This window comes from Rhizobium sp. RU35A, assembly GCF_900156005.1.
GTDB lineage: Bacteria > Pseudomonadota > Alphaproteobacteria > Rhizobiales > Rhizobiaceae > Neorhizobium > Neorhizobium straminoryzae.
In genome coordinates this window covers 480,131-497,136 of sequence record NZ_FTMR01000001.1, presented here as the reverse complement: position 1 = coordinate 497,136, position 17,006 = coordinate 480,131, and the positions used below count along the sequence as shown (strand labels likewise).

The following is a 17,006-nucleotide window of genomic DNA, read 5'->3' as shown; positions in this document are numbered from 1 at the left end:
GGTGTCCGGGATCCACATTTGTTGAAGCCGCCCCGCCCGAGGGCCGGGCCTACCGCTCAAGGAGGCACGATGGCATTGTCGATACTCACGGACAGGCAGGAGCGGGGATTTCTGGATGGCCAGTTCCTGATCGCCATGCCGGGCATGCAGGACGGAAACTTCGAACGTACGGTGGTTTATGTCTGTGCCCATTCCACGGCCGGTGCCATGGGCTTCATCATCAACCGCCCGCAGCCGATCTCCTTCACCGAAATCCTCTTGCACCTCAAGCTGGTGGACCAGCCGGAAGCCATCATGCTGCCAAGCCAGACCCGGGATTTTCCGATCCTTGGCGGCGGCCCGGTGGAAACCGGGCGCGGCTTCGTGCTGCACTCGGACGATTATTCGAGCGACAGCAGCATTCCCGTCAGCGACGACATTTCGCTGACGGCCACGCTCGACATCGTGCGCGCGATCTATAACGGCCGTGGTCCGAGCCGCGCCACCATGCTGCTCGGCTATGCCGGCTGGGGGCCGGGCCAGCTGGAGGCGGAAATCGCCGCCAACGGCTGGCTGAACTGCCCGGCGAGCGAGGATCTGATCTTCGATACCGCCCTCGAGGGCAAATATGACCGGGCGCTGGCGCTGATGGGGGTGCGACCGGAGCTTCTGTCGCGCGAGGCCGGCCACGCCTGACCCCGGCCCGCCGGCGGTTGGTTGCATCCTGGGCGGAACCAACCATCGGTCGGATGCGTTTTTCTCCCGAACGCCATCATGATGATGGCACAACGAGGAGAAGACCCATGAGCAGCATGAGCGACAAGGTAAGCGGCAAGGCCAACGAAATTGCCGGCAAGGCCCGTCAGGCGGCCGGCGACATGACGGATGACCGCTCGATGAAGGCCAAGGGCGCTGTCCAGGAAGCCAAGGGCAAGGCCCAGCATGCCAAGGGTGAAGCCAAGGATGCCGTGAAGGGCCTCGTCGATCGCGCCTGATGGACGCTTCATCCCTGATGCCAAGCCTGCTCCGCGCTGCCGCGCGGGGCAGGCTTTCTTCTGACCCGCTGCTTGGGATCTCACCACATGCGTCTCTATCAATGCGATCACTGCGGCCAGTCGATCCATTTCGACAACCGCGACTGCGTCAATTGCGGCCATCGCCTTGCCTTCGTGCCGCAGCGGCTGGCCATGCATGCACTCAGCGAATGCCCTGACGGCACCTGGCGGCTGGTGTCCGATCGCTGGCAGGCCGTGCGGCCCTGCGCCAATGCGGTCAACGACATCTGCAACTGGACGGTGCCGGCGGAAGGGGAGGAGACCTTCTGTCTTGCCTGCCGCCACAATCGTCTGCTGCCCGATCAGTCGATGGAAGAGGGAATCTTGCAGCTGCGCCGCATCAGCCAGGCGCAGCGGCATCTGTTCTATTCGCTGCTGAGATGGAACCTGCCGCTGACGACGCGCACGGAAGATCCCGAACACGGACTGGTCTTCGACTATCTCGTCGATGAGGTGCTGCCGGACGGCAGCGTCAAGCCCGCCATGACCGGCCATGAAAGCGGCGTCATCGCCATCCGCGCCGCGGAAGCCGACGACGTGACGCGCGAAAAGGTGCGTGTCTCGATGAACGAGCCCTACCGCACGCTGCTCGGCCATTTCCGCCATGAGACGGGGCACTACATCTGGGAAAAACTGGTGCGGGACCGCGACCGTCTTGCCCCGTTCCGCGATGCCTTCGGCGACGAACGGCAGGACTATGCCGAAGCCCTGCGCCGCAACTACGAGGCGGGGCCGCCGGCCGACTGGCAGGAGCATTTCATCAGCACCTATGCCAGCAGCCATCCGTGGGAGGATTTTGCCGAGTGCTTCGCCCACTATCTGCATATCGTCGATACGCTGGAAACCGCGCGTGCCTTCGGACTGGTGGTGGAACCGCACGGCCATGAGGATCTTGCCACGGAAGTGGCCTTCGATCCCTATCGCGCCCGCAGCGCCGCGCAGCTGGTCGATGCCTGGGTGCCCTTCAGCGTGGCGCTGAACAGCATCCATCGCTCGCTCGGCGTCCCCGATCTCTACCCCTTCATCCTGACGCCGACGGTGGTGGCCAAGCTGGAATTCATCCACGGGCTGGTGCAAGGGCGGACGTGAGGCGACGGCCCGGCTGGCATGCCGGCAGGGCGACTGGCGGTGCCGGTTGCCTTTCTCCTTGCCCGGATGAACATGCCGCGCTGCGGCATCTGCGGCATCCGGACGGCGCCGGCCCGCGCTGCTGCGCGCGCCGGCGGTGACGCGAGGTGCCGCGAACGGCTACGCGCGCTTGGTCAGCGGAAACCGTTCCTTCAGCAGGCGCTGCACGGCGTCGGGCGCCATGGGCGCACCGAACAGGAAGCTCTGGCCGAACTGGCATCCCATCTTGGCCAGTTCCACCGCTGCCTCGTCGGAGGCGATGCCCTCGGCCACGATCGACATGTCCATGGCGCGCGCCATGGCGATCACCGAGCGCAACACCACCAGCCCCTTGTCGCTGTCGTTGGTGACAAGCGACTTGTCGAGCTTGATGGTGTCGAAGGGGAACTGGGTCAGCTGGCCAAGCGAGGAATAGCCGGTGCCGAAATCGTCGATCGCAAGGCTGATGCCGAGATCCTGCAGCTTGGCAAGCACCAGTCGCGCCTGTTCCGGATTTTCCAGCATCATGGATTCCGTCAGCTCCAGCTTGAGCCGGGCAGGATTGACATCGGTGCGGGCAAGAAGCGCGCGGATTTCCGTGTAGAGATCCGCATTCAGCAGCTGCGCGCTGGAGAGGTTCACCGACAGGAAGATCGGCAGTTCGCCCGCCTGCTTTTCCCAGCTCGTCAGATCGGCCGTTGCACATTCCAGTGCGAAAAGCCCGAGCGGCCCGATCAGCTCGCACATCTCGGCGATCGGGATGAATTCGGCTGGCGGAATGCTGCCGCGCTTGGGGTGCTCCCAGCGCATCAGCGCCTCGAAGCCCGCCAGTTCGCCATCCTTCAGCCGGATGATCGGCTGATAGGCGAGCGACAGTTCCTTGCGTTCGATGGCGCGGCGCAGATCCGTCTCGATCTGCAGGCGGTCTGGCGTCGCATTGGTGCGGAAGGCGGGGCGGAAGGGCTCCACCCGGTTGCCGCCGGCGCGTTTGGCCCGGTACATCGCCAGTTCCGCATCGCTGAGAAGGCTGGCCGCACTTTCCTGCTGGTCCACCCAGGAGCAGAGCCCGATCGAGGCGGTCAGGATCACTTCGCGATTGGCGAAATTGATCGGCACCATGATCGCCTGACTGACGGCCTCGGCGAAATCGGCCACCTTGCCGGGATCGCGCTCGGAGACGAGGATGAGGCCGAACTGGTCGCCGGAAATGCGCGCCAGCGTATCCTGCGGCTTCAGAAGACGGCGCAGGCGCCGCGTCAGCGCGATCAGAATATTATCGCCGGCGGCAATCCCGAGCGCATCGTTGACCTGCTTGTAGCGGTCGATGTCGATCGCCAGCACCGTCGGGCGCACGCCATCGCTGGTGGCGGCAATGGCCAGCACCGATTGCAGGCGGTCGAGGAAGACTTGGCGGTTCGGCAGGCCGGTCAGGTTGTCGTGCATCGCATCGACCAGCAGCCGTTCCACCGAATTCTTCGGCTCGGTCACGTCGACGATGGTGCCGACGCAGCGGATGATTTCGCCATTGGACCCCAGCACCGGCCGGGCGCGGATCTGCAGCCAGTGGAAATGCCCGTCCTCGGCGCGGATGCGGAACTCGTGGTTCAGCTTTCCCTTGCGATGTTCCAGCAGCACGTCCAGCGTCGCCTTGAAGCGGTCGCGGTCGTCGGGGTGAAGACGCGGCAGCCAGTTGCGCGCCGGTCCGTGCATCGAACCCGGGGAGAGGCCGAGCTTCAGGGAGATATCGGGTGTCGTCACCAGCCGGTCACGCGCCACGTCCCAGTCCCACACCGTGTCGCCGCTGCCCATCAACGCCAGCGACTGGCGCTCCAGATCGGAAAACAGACCCTGCTGGTAGGCGCCGCCGGCAAAGGCATGCTGCATCACGGTAAAGCCGATCAGCAGAACGATGAGGACGAGGCCGCCGCCGAGCGCCGGCTGGATGATGTCGTTGTCAAGCTTGCCGGTCACCGTCAGCCAGCCGCCGAACAGCCAGACGAGAATCAATGCCCAGGTCGGCACCAGGAGGATGGCGCGGTCGAAGCGGTTGAGACCGAGATAGATGATGAGACCGATGCCGACGGTGGCCGTCAGCGCCAGAGAAATGCGGGCAATGCCGGAGGCGATCGAGGGGTCGTAGATCGCCACGCCGAACAGCAGGCCAAGCCCGACGATCCAGGCAAAGGTGGCATAGCCCAGATGCACGTGCCAGCGATTGAGGTTGAGATAGGCAAACAGGAAGATCACCAGCGAGGAGGCGAGCGCCACCTCCGCACCCGCCCGCCATATTCGCTCGTCGCTGGAGCTGATGGCGATCAGTTTCTCGAGGAAGCCGAAGTCCACGCAGATATAGGCAAGCACCGCCCAGGCAAGCGCTGCCGCCGCCGGCAGCATGGAGGTACCCTTCACCACGAAGAGAATGGTGAGGAAGACCGCCAGCAGGCCGGCAATGCCGAGCACGATGCCGCGGTAGAGCGTGAAGGAGTTCACCGTATCCTTGTAGGCGTCCGGCTCCCACAGATAGATCTGCGGCAGGTTCGGCGAGGTGAGTTCCGCCACGAAGGTGATGACCGAACCGGGGTTCAGGGTGATGCGGAAGACATCCGCATCCGGGCTCGGCACGCGATCGAGCGCAAAGCCCTCGGAGGGGGTGATGGCATTGATGCGCTGCGAGCCGAGATCCGGCCAGATCATGCGCGAGCCGACGAGACGGAAATGCGGGGCGACGATGACGCGCTCCAGCTGTTCCTCGGAGACATTGGCCAGCGCAAACACCGCCCAGTCGCCCTGATGGCCGGGGGTTGCCGAGCGCACCTCGATGCGCCGTCGAATGCCGTCGGTGCCGGCGGCCGTCGAGACCTGGAAGGCCTCGCCCTGGTTGGCATAGATATCAGTGGTGGCCGTCAGGTCCAGCGCCCGGTCGTCGCGGGAGATCTTCACCGGTTCGAAGGCGAAGGCAAAGGCCGGCGCGAGGATGAACAGGAGGCCGGCGGCCAGCATGGCCAGCGCCCGGGTGAACAGCGGGGAAATGGGGGAGGCCATGCTCATTGTGCGGCCTGCATCCCGGTATCCGCCTGATCGCCCGCCAGCAGCGAGTATAGGGTGTGATCCCGCCACTCTCCGTTGATTTTCAGATATTTGCGCAAGAGACCTTCCCGTTCGAAACCGGCCTTTTCCAAAAGCCGCACGCTCTTCCAGTTCTCCGGGATACAGGCTGCCTCGATGCGGTGCAACTGAAGCCCGGAGAAGATGTAGGGTACTACAAGGCGGAGTGCGGCAAACATATGACCTTGCCCGGCATGTTTTTCGCCCATCCAGTAGCCGATCATGCAGCTTTGCGCCGCGCCGCGCCGGATATAGCCAATGGTCAGGCCGCCCAGCAGGGCCTTGTCCTCGCGCCGGAACAGAAGAAGCGGCACGGCAAGGCCGGAGGCGAATTCCTGTGAATTGCGGGTGACGCGCGCCCGGAAGGAGGCCTCCGTCAGCTCGTCATGTCGCCAGCTCGGCTCCCAGGGCTGCAGGAAGGGACGGCTTTCCGAACGCAGCGCATACCACTCGCGATAATCGGTGTAGCGCGGCAGGCGCAGCAGGTGCCGGTCGCCATAAAGCTCCGGCGTCTCCGGCTGACGTGACAAAAACCGAAACACCGACCGCGTCATCCTATGTCCCGTTCCACCCCGTCCAGCGCGATCGCTGAACGGAATGGCAAAGCCCGCGTGATCAGCCGGTCGCTTTCTGCGTCCTGATATGCGGCGAGGAAAGTGCCGCCGTGATATCCGAAAGCGGTGCCAGCTTTTCGACCGGCCCGATGGCGGACAATGTCGGAACTGTATCGAAAAACAGCCGCCCGGCAAGATCGGTCAATCGTGACGTCGTGATGCCCGCGAGCCGTTCCATCATTTCCACGTTGGGAATGATGCGGCCGTAGAGAATCATCTGCCTTGCGATCTGGCCGGCGCGGGCGGCCGGGCTTTCCTGGCCCATCAGAAGCTGGGCGCGGATCTGGGCGCGGGCGCGGTCGATTTCCTGCTGCTCGATCACGTCGGACGACTTGCGCAGCTCGTCGAGGATGACAGGCACCAGTTCCGGCAGGTCTTCGCCGCCGGTCGCGGCATGAATGCCGAACACGCCGGTATCGGAAAAACCCCAGTGGAAGGCGTAGACCGAGTAGCAGAGGCCGCGATGCTCGCGCACCTCCTGGAACAGGCGGGACGACATGCCGCCACCCAGGATGTTGGCCAGAATCTGCGAACAGTAGAAGTCCCGCATGTGATAGGCCTTGCCCTCGAAGCCGAGCAGCAATTGCGTATCCATGAGGTCGCGCGTCTCGCGCACCTCGCCGCCGAGATAGCGGGCGGCCTCGAAGACCGGCGGCGCGGAGGGTTTCGTCGGCAAAAGCGCGAAGCGTTCTTCGACCTGCCTGACCAGCGTGTCGTGATCGACGGCGCCAGCGGCCACGACGAACATGCGGTCGGTGGTATAATTGCGGGACAGATAGCCGCGGATCTGGTCGGGTGTGAAGGACTGAACCGTTTCCGGCGTGCCGAGGATCGGCCGGCCGATGGTCTGGCCACGATAGGCGGTTTCCGAGAAGCGGTCGAAGACCAGATCGTCGGGCGTATCGTTGGCCGCGCCGATCTCCTGCAGGATCACATGCTTCTCGCGCTGCAGTTCCTCTTCATCGAAGGCCGATTCGGTGAGGATGTCGGCGAGGATGTCGATCGCCAGTGGAACGTGGTCCTTCAGCACCCGGGCATAATAGGAGGTGGTTTCGGTGGAGGTGGCGGCGTTCAGTTCGCCGCCGACATTCTCGATTTCTTCGGCGATGTCGCGCGCCGAGCGGCGCGCGGTGCCCTTGAAGGCCATGTGTTCGAGAAGATGGGCGATCCCGTGCTCGTCGACGGTTTCATTGCGCGATCCCGACTTGATCCAGACACCCAGCGCCACGCTTTCGAGGTGCGGCATGTTCTGCGTCACGACGGTCAACCCGGAGGCAAGCCGGGTGATTTCAACATTCATTGTCGGTCTTTCCGGCACTGCGGCCCTTACGCTTTTGCCCGCGCATGCTGGTGGATGAAGGTTTCCACCGCCTTAAGCTCGGGTTCCAGCAGGTCGTAGCGCTCCTCCCTGTTCATCAGATCAGCAAGCCATGATGGGAGGGACGGATGAATTCCGCAAGCGGATTCTACCGAGGCGGGGAACTTGGCCGGGTGCGCGGTGGCGAGCGTCACCATCGGGCTTGCGGTCCTGGCATTCTTCGCCGCGACGAACACACCGGTCGCCGTGTGCGGGTCGAGAAGGTAGCCGGTCTCGGCAAGCGTTGCGCGGATCGTCTGCGCCACCTGCTTCTGCGTGGCGCGTCCGGCGCGGAATTCGCGGCGGATTGCCTTGAGCGCTTCCGGCTGGATCTCGAAGGCGCCGGACTGGCGAAGCCCCGACATGGCGGAGCGTACGGCAGCGGGCTCGCGGCCATAGGCCTCGAACAGCAGACGCTCGAAATTGGACGAGATCTGGATGTCCATGGACGGCGAGGTGGTGGCGATCACCGGCTTCATCTCGTAGCGGCCGGTCTTCAGGGTGCGGGCGAGAATGTCGTTGTCATTGGTGGCGATCACCAGCCGGTCGATCGGCAGGCCCATGCGCTTGGCCACATAGCCGGCGAAGATATCGCCGAAATTGCCGGTCGGCACCGTGAACGAGATCTTGCGGTCCGGGCTGCCGAGCGAGACGGCTGCGGTGAAGTAATAGACCACCTGCGCCATGATGCGGCCCCAGTTGATCGAATTGACGCCGGACAGCTTCACGCTTTCGCGGAAGGCGACGTCGTTGAACATGGCCTTCACCAGATCCTGGCAATCGTCGAAATTGCCCTTCACAGCCAGCGCATGCACGTTCTTGTGTGTCGAGGTGGTCATCTGCCGCTGCTGCACGGGCGAGACCTTGCCATGCGGGAAGAGGATGAAGATGTCGGTCCGCTCGCGTCCGGCAAAGGCATCGATCGCCGCCCCGCCCGTATCGCCGGAGGTCGCGCCGACGATGGTGGCGCGCTCGCCGCGTTCGGCCAGCACATAATCCATCAGCCGGGCCAGCATCTGCATGGCCACGTCCTTGAAGGCGAGCGTGGTGCCGTGGAACAGTTCCAGCACGAAATCATTGGGGCCGACCTGCACCAGCGGCACCACGGCCGGATGCCGGAAGGTGGCGTAGGCCTCATCGATCATCGCCTTCAGGGCGGCATCGGGGATCTCGCCATCCACGAAGCGGGTCATCACCGCAAAGGCGACCTCCTGGTAGGACTTGCCCCGCAGGCCGCGGATGTCCTTCTTCGTGAAGACCGGCCATTCCCGCGGCAGGTAGAGACCGCCATCACGGGCGAGACCCGCCAGAAGAGCATCACGAAAACCGAGAGCGGGCGCATCGCCCCGTGTAGAAATATAGTCCAAGACAGCTATCCCTGGATGCGTGTTCGATGGTCCGAAGCGGACGATGGCGGTGGATCACGATCAGGCCCGAGGCCGGCCCCCTTTTGGGGGCGATTGCGTCGGCCGGGAGGCACATTCGCGCCAGGGCTTCCGGTCCAGACAAAATTCGGCTGCAATCCCAATCGATTTTTCCGTGCGCCGCTGGTATAGACCATCAAAATTTACCGTGAAAGCCCGGAATGTCCGTTCGGTGGCGGTTGGGAAGAAAAGGGTCGCATTACGTGTTTCGCAAGTCTTCGCTCAGGTTCAGGTCTTCGCTCGGGTTTCTGTCGCTCTCCCTTCTTGCCGCTCTTGCCGGGTGCAATTCTTCCTCACCGCTGGGCGGTCTGACCCAGAGCGAGCCGGCAGCCCAGCCTGTGGCGCCCGTGGTCCAGGCCTTCTGCCCGCCGGTCGTGCTGAGGGATGACACCGCCATCCGCAGTGCCTATGCCGGCAATGCGAAGGACGATCCGGACAAGCTGATCTACCGCGCCTCGCTGGCCGAGGCGACCCGCGCCTGCACCGCCAACGACACCACGCTGACGATCAACGTGATGGCACAGGGGCGCCTTGTGCTCGGTCCGGCCGGCAAGGCCGGCGCCGTCAACCTGCCGGTGGTGGTCGAGGTGCTGGACGGTGACAAGGTGATCTACTCGAAGTCGGTGAGCTATCCCGTCACCGTGCCGCCGGAAGGTTCCACGCAGTTCCTGTTCAACAAGCCGGATGTCGCAATTCCGAACACCGTTGGTGGGGCGTCGCGCTTCACCCGCGTCCGTCTCGGCTTCGAAGAGGTGGCCGTCGGCAAGAGCGCACGCCGCAAGGGCTGAGGCGCATCCCGGCTCTCAATACCTCGCTGCCGTTTCACTGGCATTGACCATGGTGAGGCAAGGCATGTCCGGCGAACGCAGTGTCGCCAGGGATGCCTTGCCTCTCTGTTTTACGTATCGCCCAGAAGCTGGACGATACACACGCCGATGCCGGATATTTGGCCAGCATATCTTGCGGTTCATTGGCTATATCTCTCGGGAAAGACTGGATTTTTCTTGAGATGAGACAGGTTTGTCCATTCCTTGTGCATCATTAACCCGTCGTTAACCCACTGCTTCTACCCTGATGCAGCATGAAGGAGCGATGCAGCTCCTGTTTGCTCCGATGACAGGGAGAATGACATGGCGGTGGGCAGACTGGGTCCCGGCGGGGCCCGGCTTTGGCTTTCGACGGCGCTGGCCTCTGGCCTCACCGTTCTTGCGGCGCCACCGGCTGTTGCTCAAAGCATTTCCTCCGTCTGGACCGGCGCGTCCGATAGCAGTTTCACGAATGGCGCCAACTGGTCCACCACGCCCAGAGCACCGGGAGCAGCCGATGCCGCCGAGATCGGCACCGGCGTTGCCATCGTGTCATCCGGTGCTGCCGTTTCCACGCTTGCGGTCGATGGCGGTACGCTGCGTGTTCTCTCAACTCTCACTGTCGGCAACGGCACCAGCCTGTCGTCAGGCCTGATCGAGGTGCTTGTGGGCGGCAGGCTTGCCTCCGATGTCACCGTCACCGGCGGGGTTCTCTCGAATTCTGGCACGCTGGATGGCGACCTCAGCCTTTCCGGCGGCAGCGCCGTGAATGACGGAACGATCAGCGGCGATACGCGCATTGCGGCCACCTTCACCAACAACGGCACGCTCGGGGCGCTCATCGTCACGTCGGGCGGCATCGCCACCAACAATGCGACGGGCCATGTGCTGGGCGCCACGGATCTTGCCGGCGGCACGCTGACCAACAATGGCACGCTGTCGTCCGTTTCGGTGGCAAGCGGCGCGATCTTCGTCAACAACAGTGGTGCCACCGCCGGCACGCTCACCAATGCGGGCACCGCCTCCAACGGCGGAAATCTGGCGGCCCTGGTGAATACGGCCGGCAGTTTCACCAACAACACCGGCGGTACCGTTTCGGGCGCGAGCAGCGTGACCGGTGGCACGCTGACCAACAACGCCACGCTTGCCGCCGTGACCGTCGGTCCGGATGGCCTCTTCACCAACAATGCCGGTGCAACGGCGGGCGCCATCAGCAATGCCGGCAACATCACCAATTCCGGCGCCCTTGCCAGCCTTGCCAATACCAGCGGCCGCTTCACCAACAATACCGGCGGCAGCGTGACCGGCACCACAAGCATTACCGGCGGCACCGTCACCAACAATGCGAGCCTTGCTTCGGTGAGCGTCGGTGCCGGCGGCAGCCTCGTCAACAACAGCGCGGGTACCACGGGCGCTGTGGTAAATGCCGGCGGCGTGACGAATGGCGGCACGGTCGCATCGCTCACAAACACCGGCGGCGACTTCGACAACACCGGCAGCATCACCGGCGTGGCGAGCGTCAGCGGTGGTACGCTGACCAATGACGGAACCGTGCTCGGTGCGGTCACGGTGTCGGGCAGCGGCATTCTCTCGGGCACGGGCAGCGTCGCTTCGCTTTCCGTCGGTTCGGGGGGCACGCTGTCTCCCGGGCCGGGACTTGCCACGCTGTCCGTCACAGGCAACCTCACGCTTGGCGCCGGCTCCACCTATCAGGCGGACATTGCCTCGACCGGCGTGTCGGACCGCATCACCGTCGGCGGAACCGCAACGCTCGGTGGCACGCTGGCCCTTGAGGCCGCAAGCCAGGTCTACGATCCCTCCGTCAGCTACACCCTGCTGACCGCGACCGGCGGCGTGTCGGGTACCTTTGCCAGTGTCACCTCCGACTTCGCCTTCCTGTCGCCGCTGGTCACCTATGGCGCTGGCAGCCTGACGCTCGATCTCGACCGCAACGCGGTCGCCTTCTCCTCCTATGCCTCGACCGCCAATGCCAGGGCAGCGGCGAATGCCGCGGATGCGCTGCCGGCCAATGACGGGCTTCACCTTGCGGTCCAGTCGATGTCGCGTGCGGATGCCGCTGCCGTCTTCGAGCGGCTGGATGGCGATCTGCATGCCTCCCTGAAGAGCCAGCTTCTGGAAGACGGCCAGTTCCAGCGCGAGGCCCTGCGCGAGCGCATGCAGGTGCGCCACGAAGGCAAGGACGGTTTCTGGGCCGCCGTGTTCGGTGGCAACGGCCATATCGATGGCGATGGCAATGCCGAGGAGGTCAAAAGCAGGCTGAAGGGCGCTCTGCTTGGCGCCGATGCCCTGCTGTTCGACAACAGCCGGTTCGAGGGTGGCCGTGTCGGCGTCGTGGTCGGCGCCAGCCGCAGCCATGTCTCCGAACCGCAGGGTGGCGATCACGCCGATGTGGATGCCTATCACGCCGGCCTCTACGGCAGCACCTGGTTCGGCCCGGTCACCCTGAGCGGCGGCGCCCTCTGGTCCGGCAACAGCATCAGCACCCGGCGCAGCATCGATGTCGGCAGCCTGTCGCAGGTGCTGACCAGTGACTATCACGGCGATACGGCGCAGGTCTTTGCCGAACTCTCCTCCGATATTCGCGCCGGCGATGCGACGCTCACTCCCTTCGCCAATATTGCGCATGTGCGGCTCTGGACGGACGGATTTGCGGAGCAGGGGGGCTCGGCGGCGCTGTCCGGATCGAACAGTATTGACGAGGTTACCGTCTCCACGCTCGGCCTGCGCGTGGCAACCGATCTGCCGGTTGCCGAGTTGCCGATGGCGCTGACCGCCGAACTTGGCTGGCGGCACGTGTTCGGCGACCTGTCGCCAGACACGACGCTCGCCTATGGCGGCGGGCAGCGCTTCACCGTGGGCGGCGTGTCGCTGCCGCGCGACGCGGCGGTGCTGAAGGCCGGCATCGAGGCGAGGCTTTCATCTGCCATGCGGCTGACCTTCAACTGGAACGGCATCTTTTCCGCCGACGAGATCAGCAATACCGCAAGGCTTGCGCTCTCGGTATCCTTCTGACGTCGCGCCGGATCAGACGGCGCCCACCCATTCGCCCAGCGCTGTGATCGTCGCGGGCAGGTCGCTCATGCGAGAAATCACGGTTTCGGCGCCGGCATCGGTCAACCGGTCGGCATGGCTCGGATAGGTGTGCGAGGCGCCGGTAAAGCCGATCACCCGGCAGCCGGCGGCCACCGCGCCGTGAATGCCGTGTACCGAATCCTCGATCACCACGGTGCGGGACGCATTCACCTTGAAGGTGTCGATCGCGTGCAGGAAAATGTCCGGACGCGGCTTCACCCGGTCCGGCCCGAGATCCTTGGCCGAGAAGATGTTCGGTGCGAAATAGGGCTTCAGCCCCACCTTCGTCAGCATCATGTCGAGGCGCTGGCTTGAGGAATTGGAGCAGATGCAGGCCTGTGTGGTGATCTTAGACAGGGCGAACTTCACGCCGTCGATCACCTTCACGTCGCGCTCCAGCCGCGCGTCGAGCAGCTTTTCCGACTTGTCGATCAACGAGGCGGAGAGGGGGATGTCCACCTCCTGCTCGATGGCAAGTAGGATGTTCTTCCAGGTCATGCCGGCGAAGCGCTCGCCCATTTCCTCGACGCTGATGGGGTAGCCGGCTTCCGTCAGCAGGCGGGATTCCACCTGGGCCGCGATGATTTCCGAATCGACCAGAACGCCGTCGCAGTCGAAGATGATGAGGTCGAATCCGCTCATGTCAGAAGTGCTCTTTGCTGGGATCTTCACGTGGATGTTGAAGGGGGCGCCGTATCGTCAGGCCCCGGTAGGTGCGGGATGATGCCTGACTACACGAGGATGGCGACAAGAACAATCAGGCCGCGTCGGCGTCCTGGACCGGGAAGAGGGCGAGAAAACGGCGCTCGCCTTCACGGGTGAAGCGGATGGCGCGGCTCTCGGGCTCCCGCTTTGCCAGACCTTCGGCCAGGATGTGCTGGAAGATCGCCTTGCCGAGCGCGCCGCCGAGATGCGAGCGGCGCTCGCTCCAGTCGAGGCAGGCGCGGCAGAGCGGCCGGCGCGGCGTCTTCAGCGCGTCCACATCCACGCCGATTTCGCAGAAGAAGCGGTGGCCGCTCTCCGTCAGTTGCAAGGCCTCGCCGTCTGCCATGATCGCGCCGCGTCCGATCAGGCTGTCGAGCATGCGCACGCCGAAATCGCCGGCCAGATGATCATAGCAGATGCGTGCACGCCGCAGCGCCGGGTCGCGGGGCCCGGGGCGATGGCGCAGATGCCCGCGCGTCGCGGCAAGGCCGGCCAGGTTTTCCAGCAGGCCGGCAACGGCGCTGTCGGCCAGCGCGAAATAGCGGTGGCGCCCCTGGCGGCGCTGGGACAGCAGCCCGCCATCCTCCAGCTTGGAGAGGTGTGCACTGGCGGTTGCCAGCGTCACGCCGGCGGCCCCGGCCAGTTCGGTCGCGGTCAGCGCCTGGCCGCCCATCAAAGCCATCAGCATGTTGGCGCGGGCCGGGTCGCCGATCAGCGTTGCGATGCGGGCAATGTCGGGTCCTTCTTTCATGGTTTGATCGTAACCGAAGCATCATTGGCGTGCAATGGGGCAGTGTGCGCGCATCGCAACCAGAGAGGAAGACGATGATCACCTGTTTCATCCGCTACGAGATCGACCCGTTCAAGCGCGATCGCTTCGCCGACTATGCGCGCGCCTGGGGCCAGGCCATCCCGCGCTGCGGTGCCGATCTGATCGGCTATTTCGCCCCGCACGAGGGATCGGCGACCACCGCCTACGGCGTCTACTCCATCGAAAGCCTCGCGGCCTACGAGGCCTATCGCGCGCGCCTCGCCGAGGACCCGCTCGGCCGGGAAAACTATGCCTTCGCCAGCCGCGAGCGCTTCATCCTGAAGGAGGAACGCCTGTTCCTGCGCAATGTCTCGCTGCCGCATGGCCCGAGGATGCCCGCATGATCGCCGTCATTTTCGAAGTGGTGCCCTATATGGGCGAGCGCCATCGCTATCTCGACCTTGCCGGCGAACTGCGCCAGGACCTGGAAAGTATCGACGGCTTCATCTCCATCGAACGCTTCGAAAGCCTGTCGATGCGCGGCAAGCTTCTGTCGCTGTCCTTCTGGCGTGACGAGGCGGCGGTAAAGGTGTGGCGCACCCGGGAAGCACATCGCGCCGCGCAACGGGCCGGGCGCCGCGAGATCTTTGCCGACTATCGCCTGCGCATCGGCCATGTGCTGCGCGATTACGGCATGTTCGAACGGGCGGAGGCGCCGGTGGATAGCCGGGAGGTCGAATCGGCTTCAAGGCCTTGATCGGAGGCGCAACAGTGCGGCCTCGAGCGGCGGGAGGTCATGCGTGACGACGTCCCATATCACATCTGCGGCAATGCGGTGGTATTCATGGCGCAGGACATTACCCATGCCGCGCACACGCTTCCAGGGAATTTGCGGTTCGCCCGCCAGCAGGTCATCGGGCAGATGGCGGCATGCTTCGGACAGGACTTCGATTGCCCTTTCTGTCGCCATGCGAAAGAACCAATCAGAAGCCAGGTGCTCAAGCGTTCTGCCCTCGGTTGCGGCTTGCAGCCGTGCGATCGTCTCCAGCATTTCATCAAGTACGACGGTCACGTCCCGCGGCATCAGAAAATCCGTTCGGCCGATGCGATGATGCGATCCCTGAGGACGGGATGCAGGCTGTTGCGTGTGGTCACGTCCACGTCCAGCCGCAGTTCCTCCTCAAGGAAGAGCTTGAGGCCGACCAGATCCAGCAGAGAAAATTTCTTCGCGGCATCATAATCGATGAACAGGTCGAGATCGCTCGTTTCCCTGGCCTCGTCGCGCACAACCGAGCCGAACAGGTAGAGCGCGGTTGCGCCGAGTGCCCGGATGGCATCGGCCCGCGCGGTCAGCTGTCGGATGGCCTCGTCCTTCTTCATGGGCGAAAGGATAGCGCAGATCGGGCTTTGACACCATCCGTGCCACAATTTTCGCGTCAGGCGGTGCCGCCTTCAGTCTTTGGTAACCAAACTGGGTAACCATAACAATCTGTAAACGTATTCCGAGTCAGCGTTCAGCGAGTATCAGATGGCATCCGTTCTTCCGCTTGCGGCCTTGAGGGCCGAACCGCGTCCCGATTCCTGGCTCAACAGCATCATCAAGGGCGATTGCGTCGCCGCATTGGAAGCACTGCCCGACCAGTCGGTCGATGTCATTTTTGCCGATCCTCCCTACAATCTGCAGCTTGGCGGCATGCTGCACCGGCCGGACCAGTCGCTTGTCGATGCCGTCGATGACGAATGGGACCAGTTCGAGAGCTTTCAGGCCTATGATGCCTTTACCCGCGCCTGGCTGCTGGCCTGCCGGCGCGTGCTGAAGCCGAATGGCACGATCTGGGTCATCGGCTCCTATCACAACATCTTCCGCGTCGGTTCCATGCTGCAGGATCTGCGCTTCTGGCTGCTGAACGACATCGTCTGGCGCAAGACGAACCCGATGCCGAACTTCAAGGGCCGTCGCTTCCAGAACGCGCATGAGACGCTGATCTGGGCAAGCCGCGATCCCAAGGCGAAATCCTACACCTTCAACTATGATGCGCTGAAGGCCTCCAACGATGACGTGCAGATGCGCTCCGACTGGCTGTTTCCGATCTGCAGCGGCCACGAGCGGCTGAAGGACGACGACGGCAAGAAGATCCATCCGACGCAGAAGCCGGAAGCGCTGCTGGCCCGCATCATCATGGCCTCCACCAGGCCCGGCGACGTGATCCTCGATCCCTTCTTCGGCTCGGGCACCACCGGTGCCGTCGCCAAGCGTCTCGGCCGCAACTTCGTGGGCATCGAGCGCGAGCAGGATTACATCGATGCGGCCTCCGCCCGCATCGCGGCGGTGGAACCGCTCGGCAAGGTGGAACTCACCGTTCTCTCCGGCAAGAAGGCTGAACCGCGGGTCGCCTTCAACACGCTGGTGGAAAGCGGCATGGTGAAGCCCGGCCAGGTGCTGACGGATGCCAAGCGCCGGGTCAGCGCCATCGTGCGCGCCGATGGTACGCTGGTTTCCGGCGGCGAGGCCGGCTCCATCCACCGCGTCGGCGCAAAGGTGCAAGGTTTTGACACCTGCAATGGCTGGACCTTCTGGTATTACGAGGAAGAAGGTGTCTTGAAGCCTATCGATGCGCTGCGCGCCATCGTGCGGCGGGACATGGCTGCGCTCGACTGAAGACCGGACTGAGTGCTTGACTACACAAGGCCGTGATGGGCGCCGACCATGCTTTTGCCTGATTCGACGCTCTCTCTGGACGAAATACTCGTTGCACGGAGATAGTCGATCCACCGCCCCCGTCAATGAGGCCTCTCGTCGGTTCCAGTCCCGTCAGAGGCAACGACGCCCGGATCCGCAAGGACCCGGGCGTTGTTTTTTGAAGACCTGTTTGGGTCTTGGTGCCGAGCTCCGCACCGCGAGTGGGTGCGCGCATCACTCTTTGCAACCCTTGGTTATTTCCGTTCCGCCTGCTACCGTTCCGCTGTCGGGAGCGAAGCGGCAGGCGCCGTGCCAGCCGGCGTCGACCGG

At 64.1% G+C, this 17,006-nt stretch carries 16 protein-coding genes; 8 read left to right on the top strand and 8 right to left on the bottom strand.

The features are described from left to right. Positions 1 to 69 precede the first annotated feature (69 nt). From F3H95_RS02620 to F3H95_RS02610, 3 genes are all read left to right on the top strand, one after another. On the top strand, positions 70 to 675 hold the full coding sequence (locus F3H95_RS02620) for a YqgE/AlgH family protein (protein ID WP_143124974.1): 606 nt from the start codon (positions 70 to 72) through the stop codon (positions 673 to 675). 107 nt (positions 676 to 782) lie between these two features. After that, on the top strand, positions 783 to 974 hold the full coding sequence (locus F3H95_RS02615; RefSeq protein WP_143124975.1) for a CsbD family protein: 192 nt from the start codon (positions 783 to 785) through the stop codon (positions 972 to 974). An 87-nt stretch (positions 975 to 1,061) separates the two neighbouring features. After that, the gene (locus F3H95_RS02610) at positions 1,062 to 2,123 is read left to right on the top strand and encodes a putative zinc-binding metallopeptidase (RefSeq protein ID WP_149744827.1); all 1,062 of its coding nucleotides are present in this window, start codon (positions 1,062 to 1,064) and stop codon (positions 2,121 to 2,123) included. A gap of 159 nt (positions 2,124 to 2,282) precedes the next feature. Here the strand turns inward: F3H95_RS02610 and F3H95_RS02605 are convergent, their stop codons facing one another. The 4 genes from F3H95_RS02605 to thrC form a co-directional block, all read right to left on the bottom strand. Next, complete coding sequence (locus tag F3H95_RS02605; protein ID WP_188134292.1) at positions 2,283 to 5,183, bottom strand: EAL domain-containing protein; 2,901 nt, start codon at positions 5,181 to 5,183, stop codon at positions 2,283 to 2,285. Positions 5,184 to 5,185: 2 nt separating this feature from the next. Beyond that, entirely contained in the window at positions 5,186 to 5,800 is a 615-nt protein-coding gene (locus tag F3H95_RS02600) for a GNAT family protein (protein WP_143124978.1), read from the bottom strand. Between the two features lie 61 nt (positions 5,801 to 5,861). Beyond that, positions 5,862 to 7,160, bottom strand: coding sequence for a pitrilysin family protein (locus F3H95_RS02595; RefSeq protein ID WP_143124979.1), 1,299 nt, complete (start codon positions 7,158 to 7,160; stop codon positions 5,862 to 5,864). A 26-nt stretch (positions 7,161 to 7,186) separates the two neighbouring features. Next, positions 7,187 to 8,593, bottom strand: a complete 1,407-nt coding sequence (gene thrC, locus F3H95_RS02590; RefSeq protein WP_185969791.1) for a threonine synthase — start codon at positions 8,591 to 8,593, stop codon at positions 7,187 to 7,189. 251 nt (positions 8,594 to 8,844) lie between these two features. On the opposite strand from thrC, the gene F3H95_RS02585 reads away from it, so the two are divergent. Then, positions 8,845 to 9,429: a PilZ domain-containing protein gene (locus F3H95_RS02585; protein ID WP_244617854.1), complete on the top strand. Its 585-nt coding sequence runs from the start codon at positions 8,845 to 8,847 to the stop codon at positions 9,427 to 9,429. A gap of 342 nt (positions 9,430 to 9,771) precedes the next feature. After that, complete coding sequence (locus F3H95_RS02580; RefSeq protein ID WP_149744825.1) at positions 9,772 to 12,480, top strand: autotransporter domain-containing protein; 2,709 nt, start codon at positions 9,772 to 9,774, stop codon at positions 12,478 to 12,480. Between the two features lie 12 nt (positions 12,481 to 12,492). On the opposite strand, the gene F3H95_RS02575 is transcribed toward F3H95_RS02580, so the two are convergent. Together F3H95_RS02575 and F3H95_RS02570 are read right to left on the bottom strand one after the other, a co-directional pair. Beyond that, entirely contained in the window at positions 12,493 to 13,182 is a 690-nt protein-coding gene (locus F3H95_RS02575) for an HAD family hydrolase (RefSeq protein WP_143124982.1), read from the bottom strand. Positions 13,183 to 13,297: 115 nt separating this feature from the next. Next, entirely contained in the window at positions 13,298 to 13,996 is a 699-nt protein-coding gene (locus F3H95_RS02570) for a winged helix-turn-helix domain-containing protein (protein WP_143124983.1), read from the bottom strand. Between the two features lie 74 nt (positions 13,997 to 14,070). Between F3H95_RS02570 and F3H95_RS02565 the strand changes: the two genes are divergently transcribed. Continuing rightward, positions 14,071 to 14,400, top strand: coding sequence for an NIPSNAP family protein (locus tag F3H95_RS02565; RefSeq protein WP_149744824.1), 330 nt, complete (start codon positions 14,071 to 14,073; stop codon positions 14,398 to 14,400). After that, positions 14,397 to 14,753 (top strand): antibiotic biosynthesis monooxygenase, encoded by a 357-nt coding sequence (locus tag F3H95_RS02560; RefSeq protein ID WP_149744823.1) that lies wholly within the window; start codon positions 14,397 to 14,399, stop codon positions 14,751 to 14,753. The genes F3H95_RS02565 and F3H95_RS02560 overlap by 4 nt, the downstream gene beginning before the upstream one ends. Here F3H95_RS02560 and F3H95_RS02555 read toward each other — a convergent pair. After that, on the bottom strand, positions 14,742 to 15,080 hold the full coding sequence (locus F3H95_RS02555) for a HepT-like ribonuclease domain-containing protein (protein ID WP_149744822.1): 339 nt from the start codon (positions 15,078 to 15,080) through the stop codon (positions 14,742 to 14,744). The genes F3H95_RS02560 and F3H95_RS02555 overlap by 12 nt on opposite strands. Then, the gene (locus tag F3H95_RS02550) at positions 15,080 to 15,376 is read right to left on the bottom strand and encodes a nucleotidyltransferase domain-containing protein (protein ID WP_149744821.1); all 297 of its coding nucleotides are present in this window, start codon (positions 15,374 to 15,376) and stop codon (positions 15,080 to 15,082) included. Before F3H95_RS02550 ends, F3H95_RS02555 begins: the two co-directional genes overlap by 1 nt. A 148-nt stretch (positions 15,377 to 15,524) precedes the next feature. On the opposite strand from F3H95_RS02550, the gene F3H95_RS02545 reads away from it, so the two are divergent. Beyond that, positions 15,525 to 16,655, top strand: a complete 1,131-nt coding sequence (locus F3H95_RS02545; RefSeq protein WP_149744820.1) for a site-specific DNA-methyltransferase — start codon at positions 15,525 to 15,527, stop codon at positions 16,653 to 16,655. Positions 16,656 to 17,006: the final 351 nt, after the last annotated feature.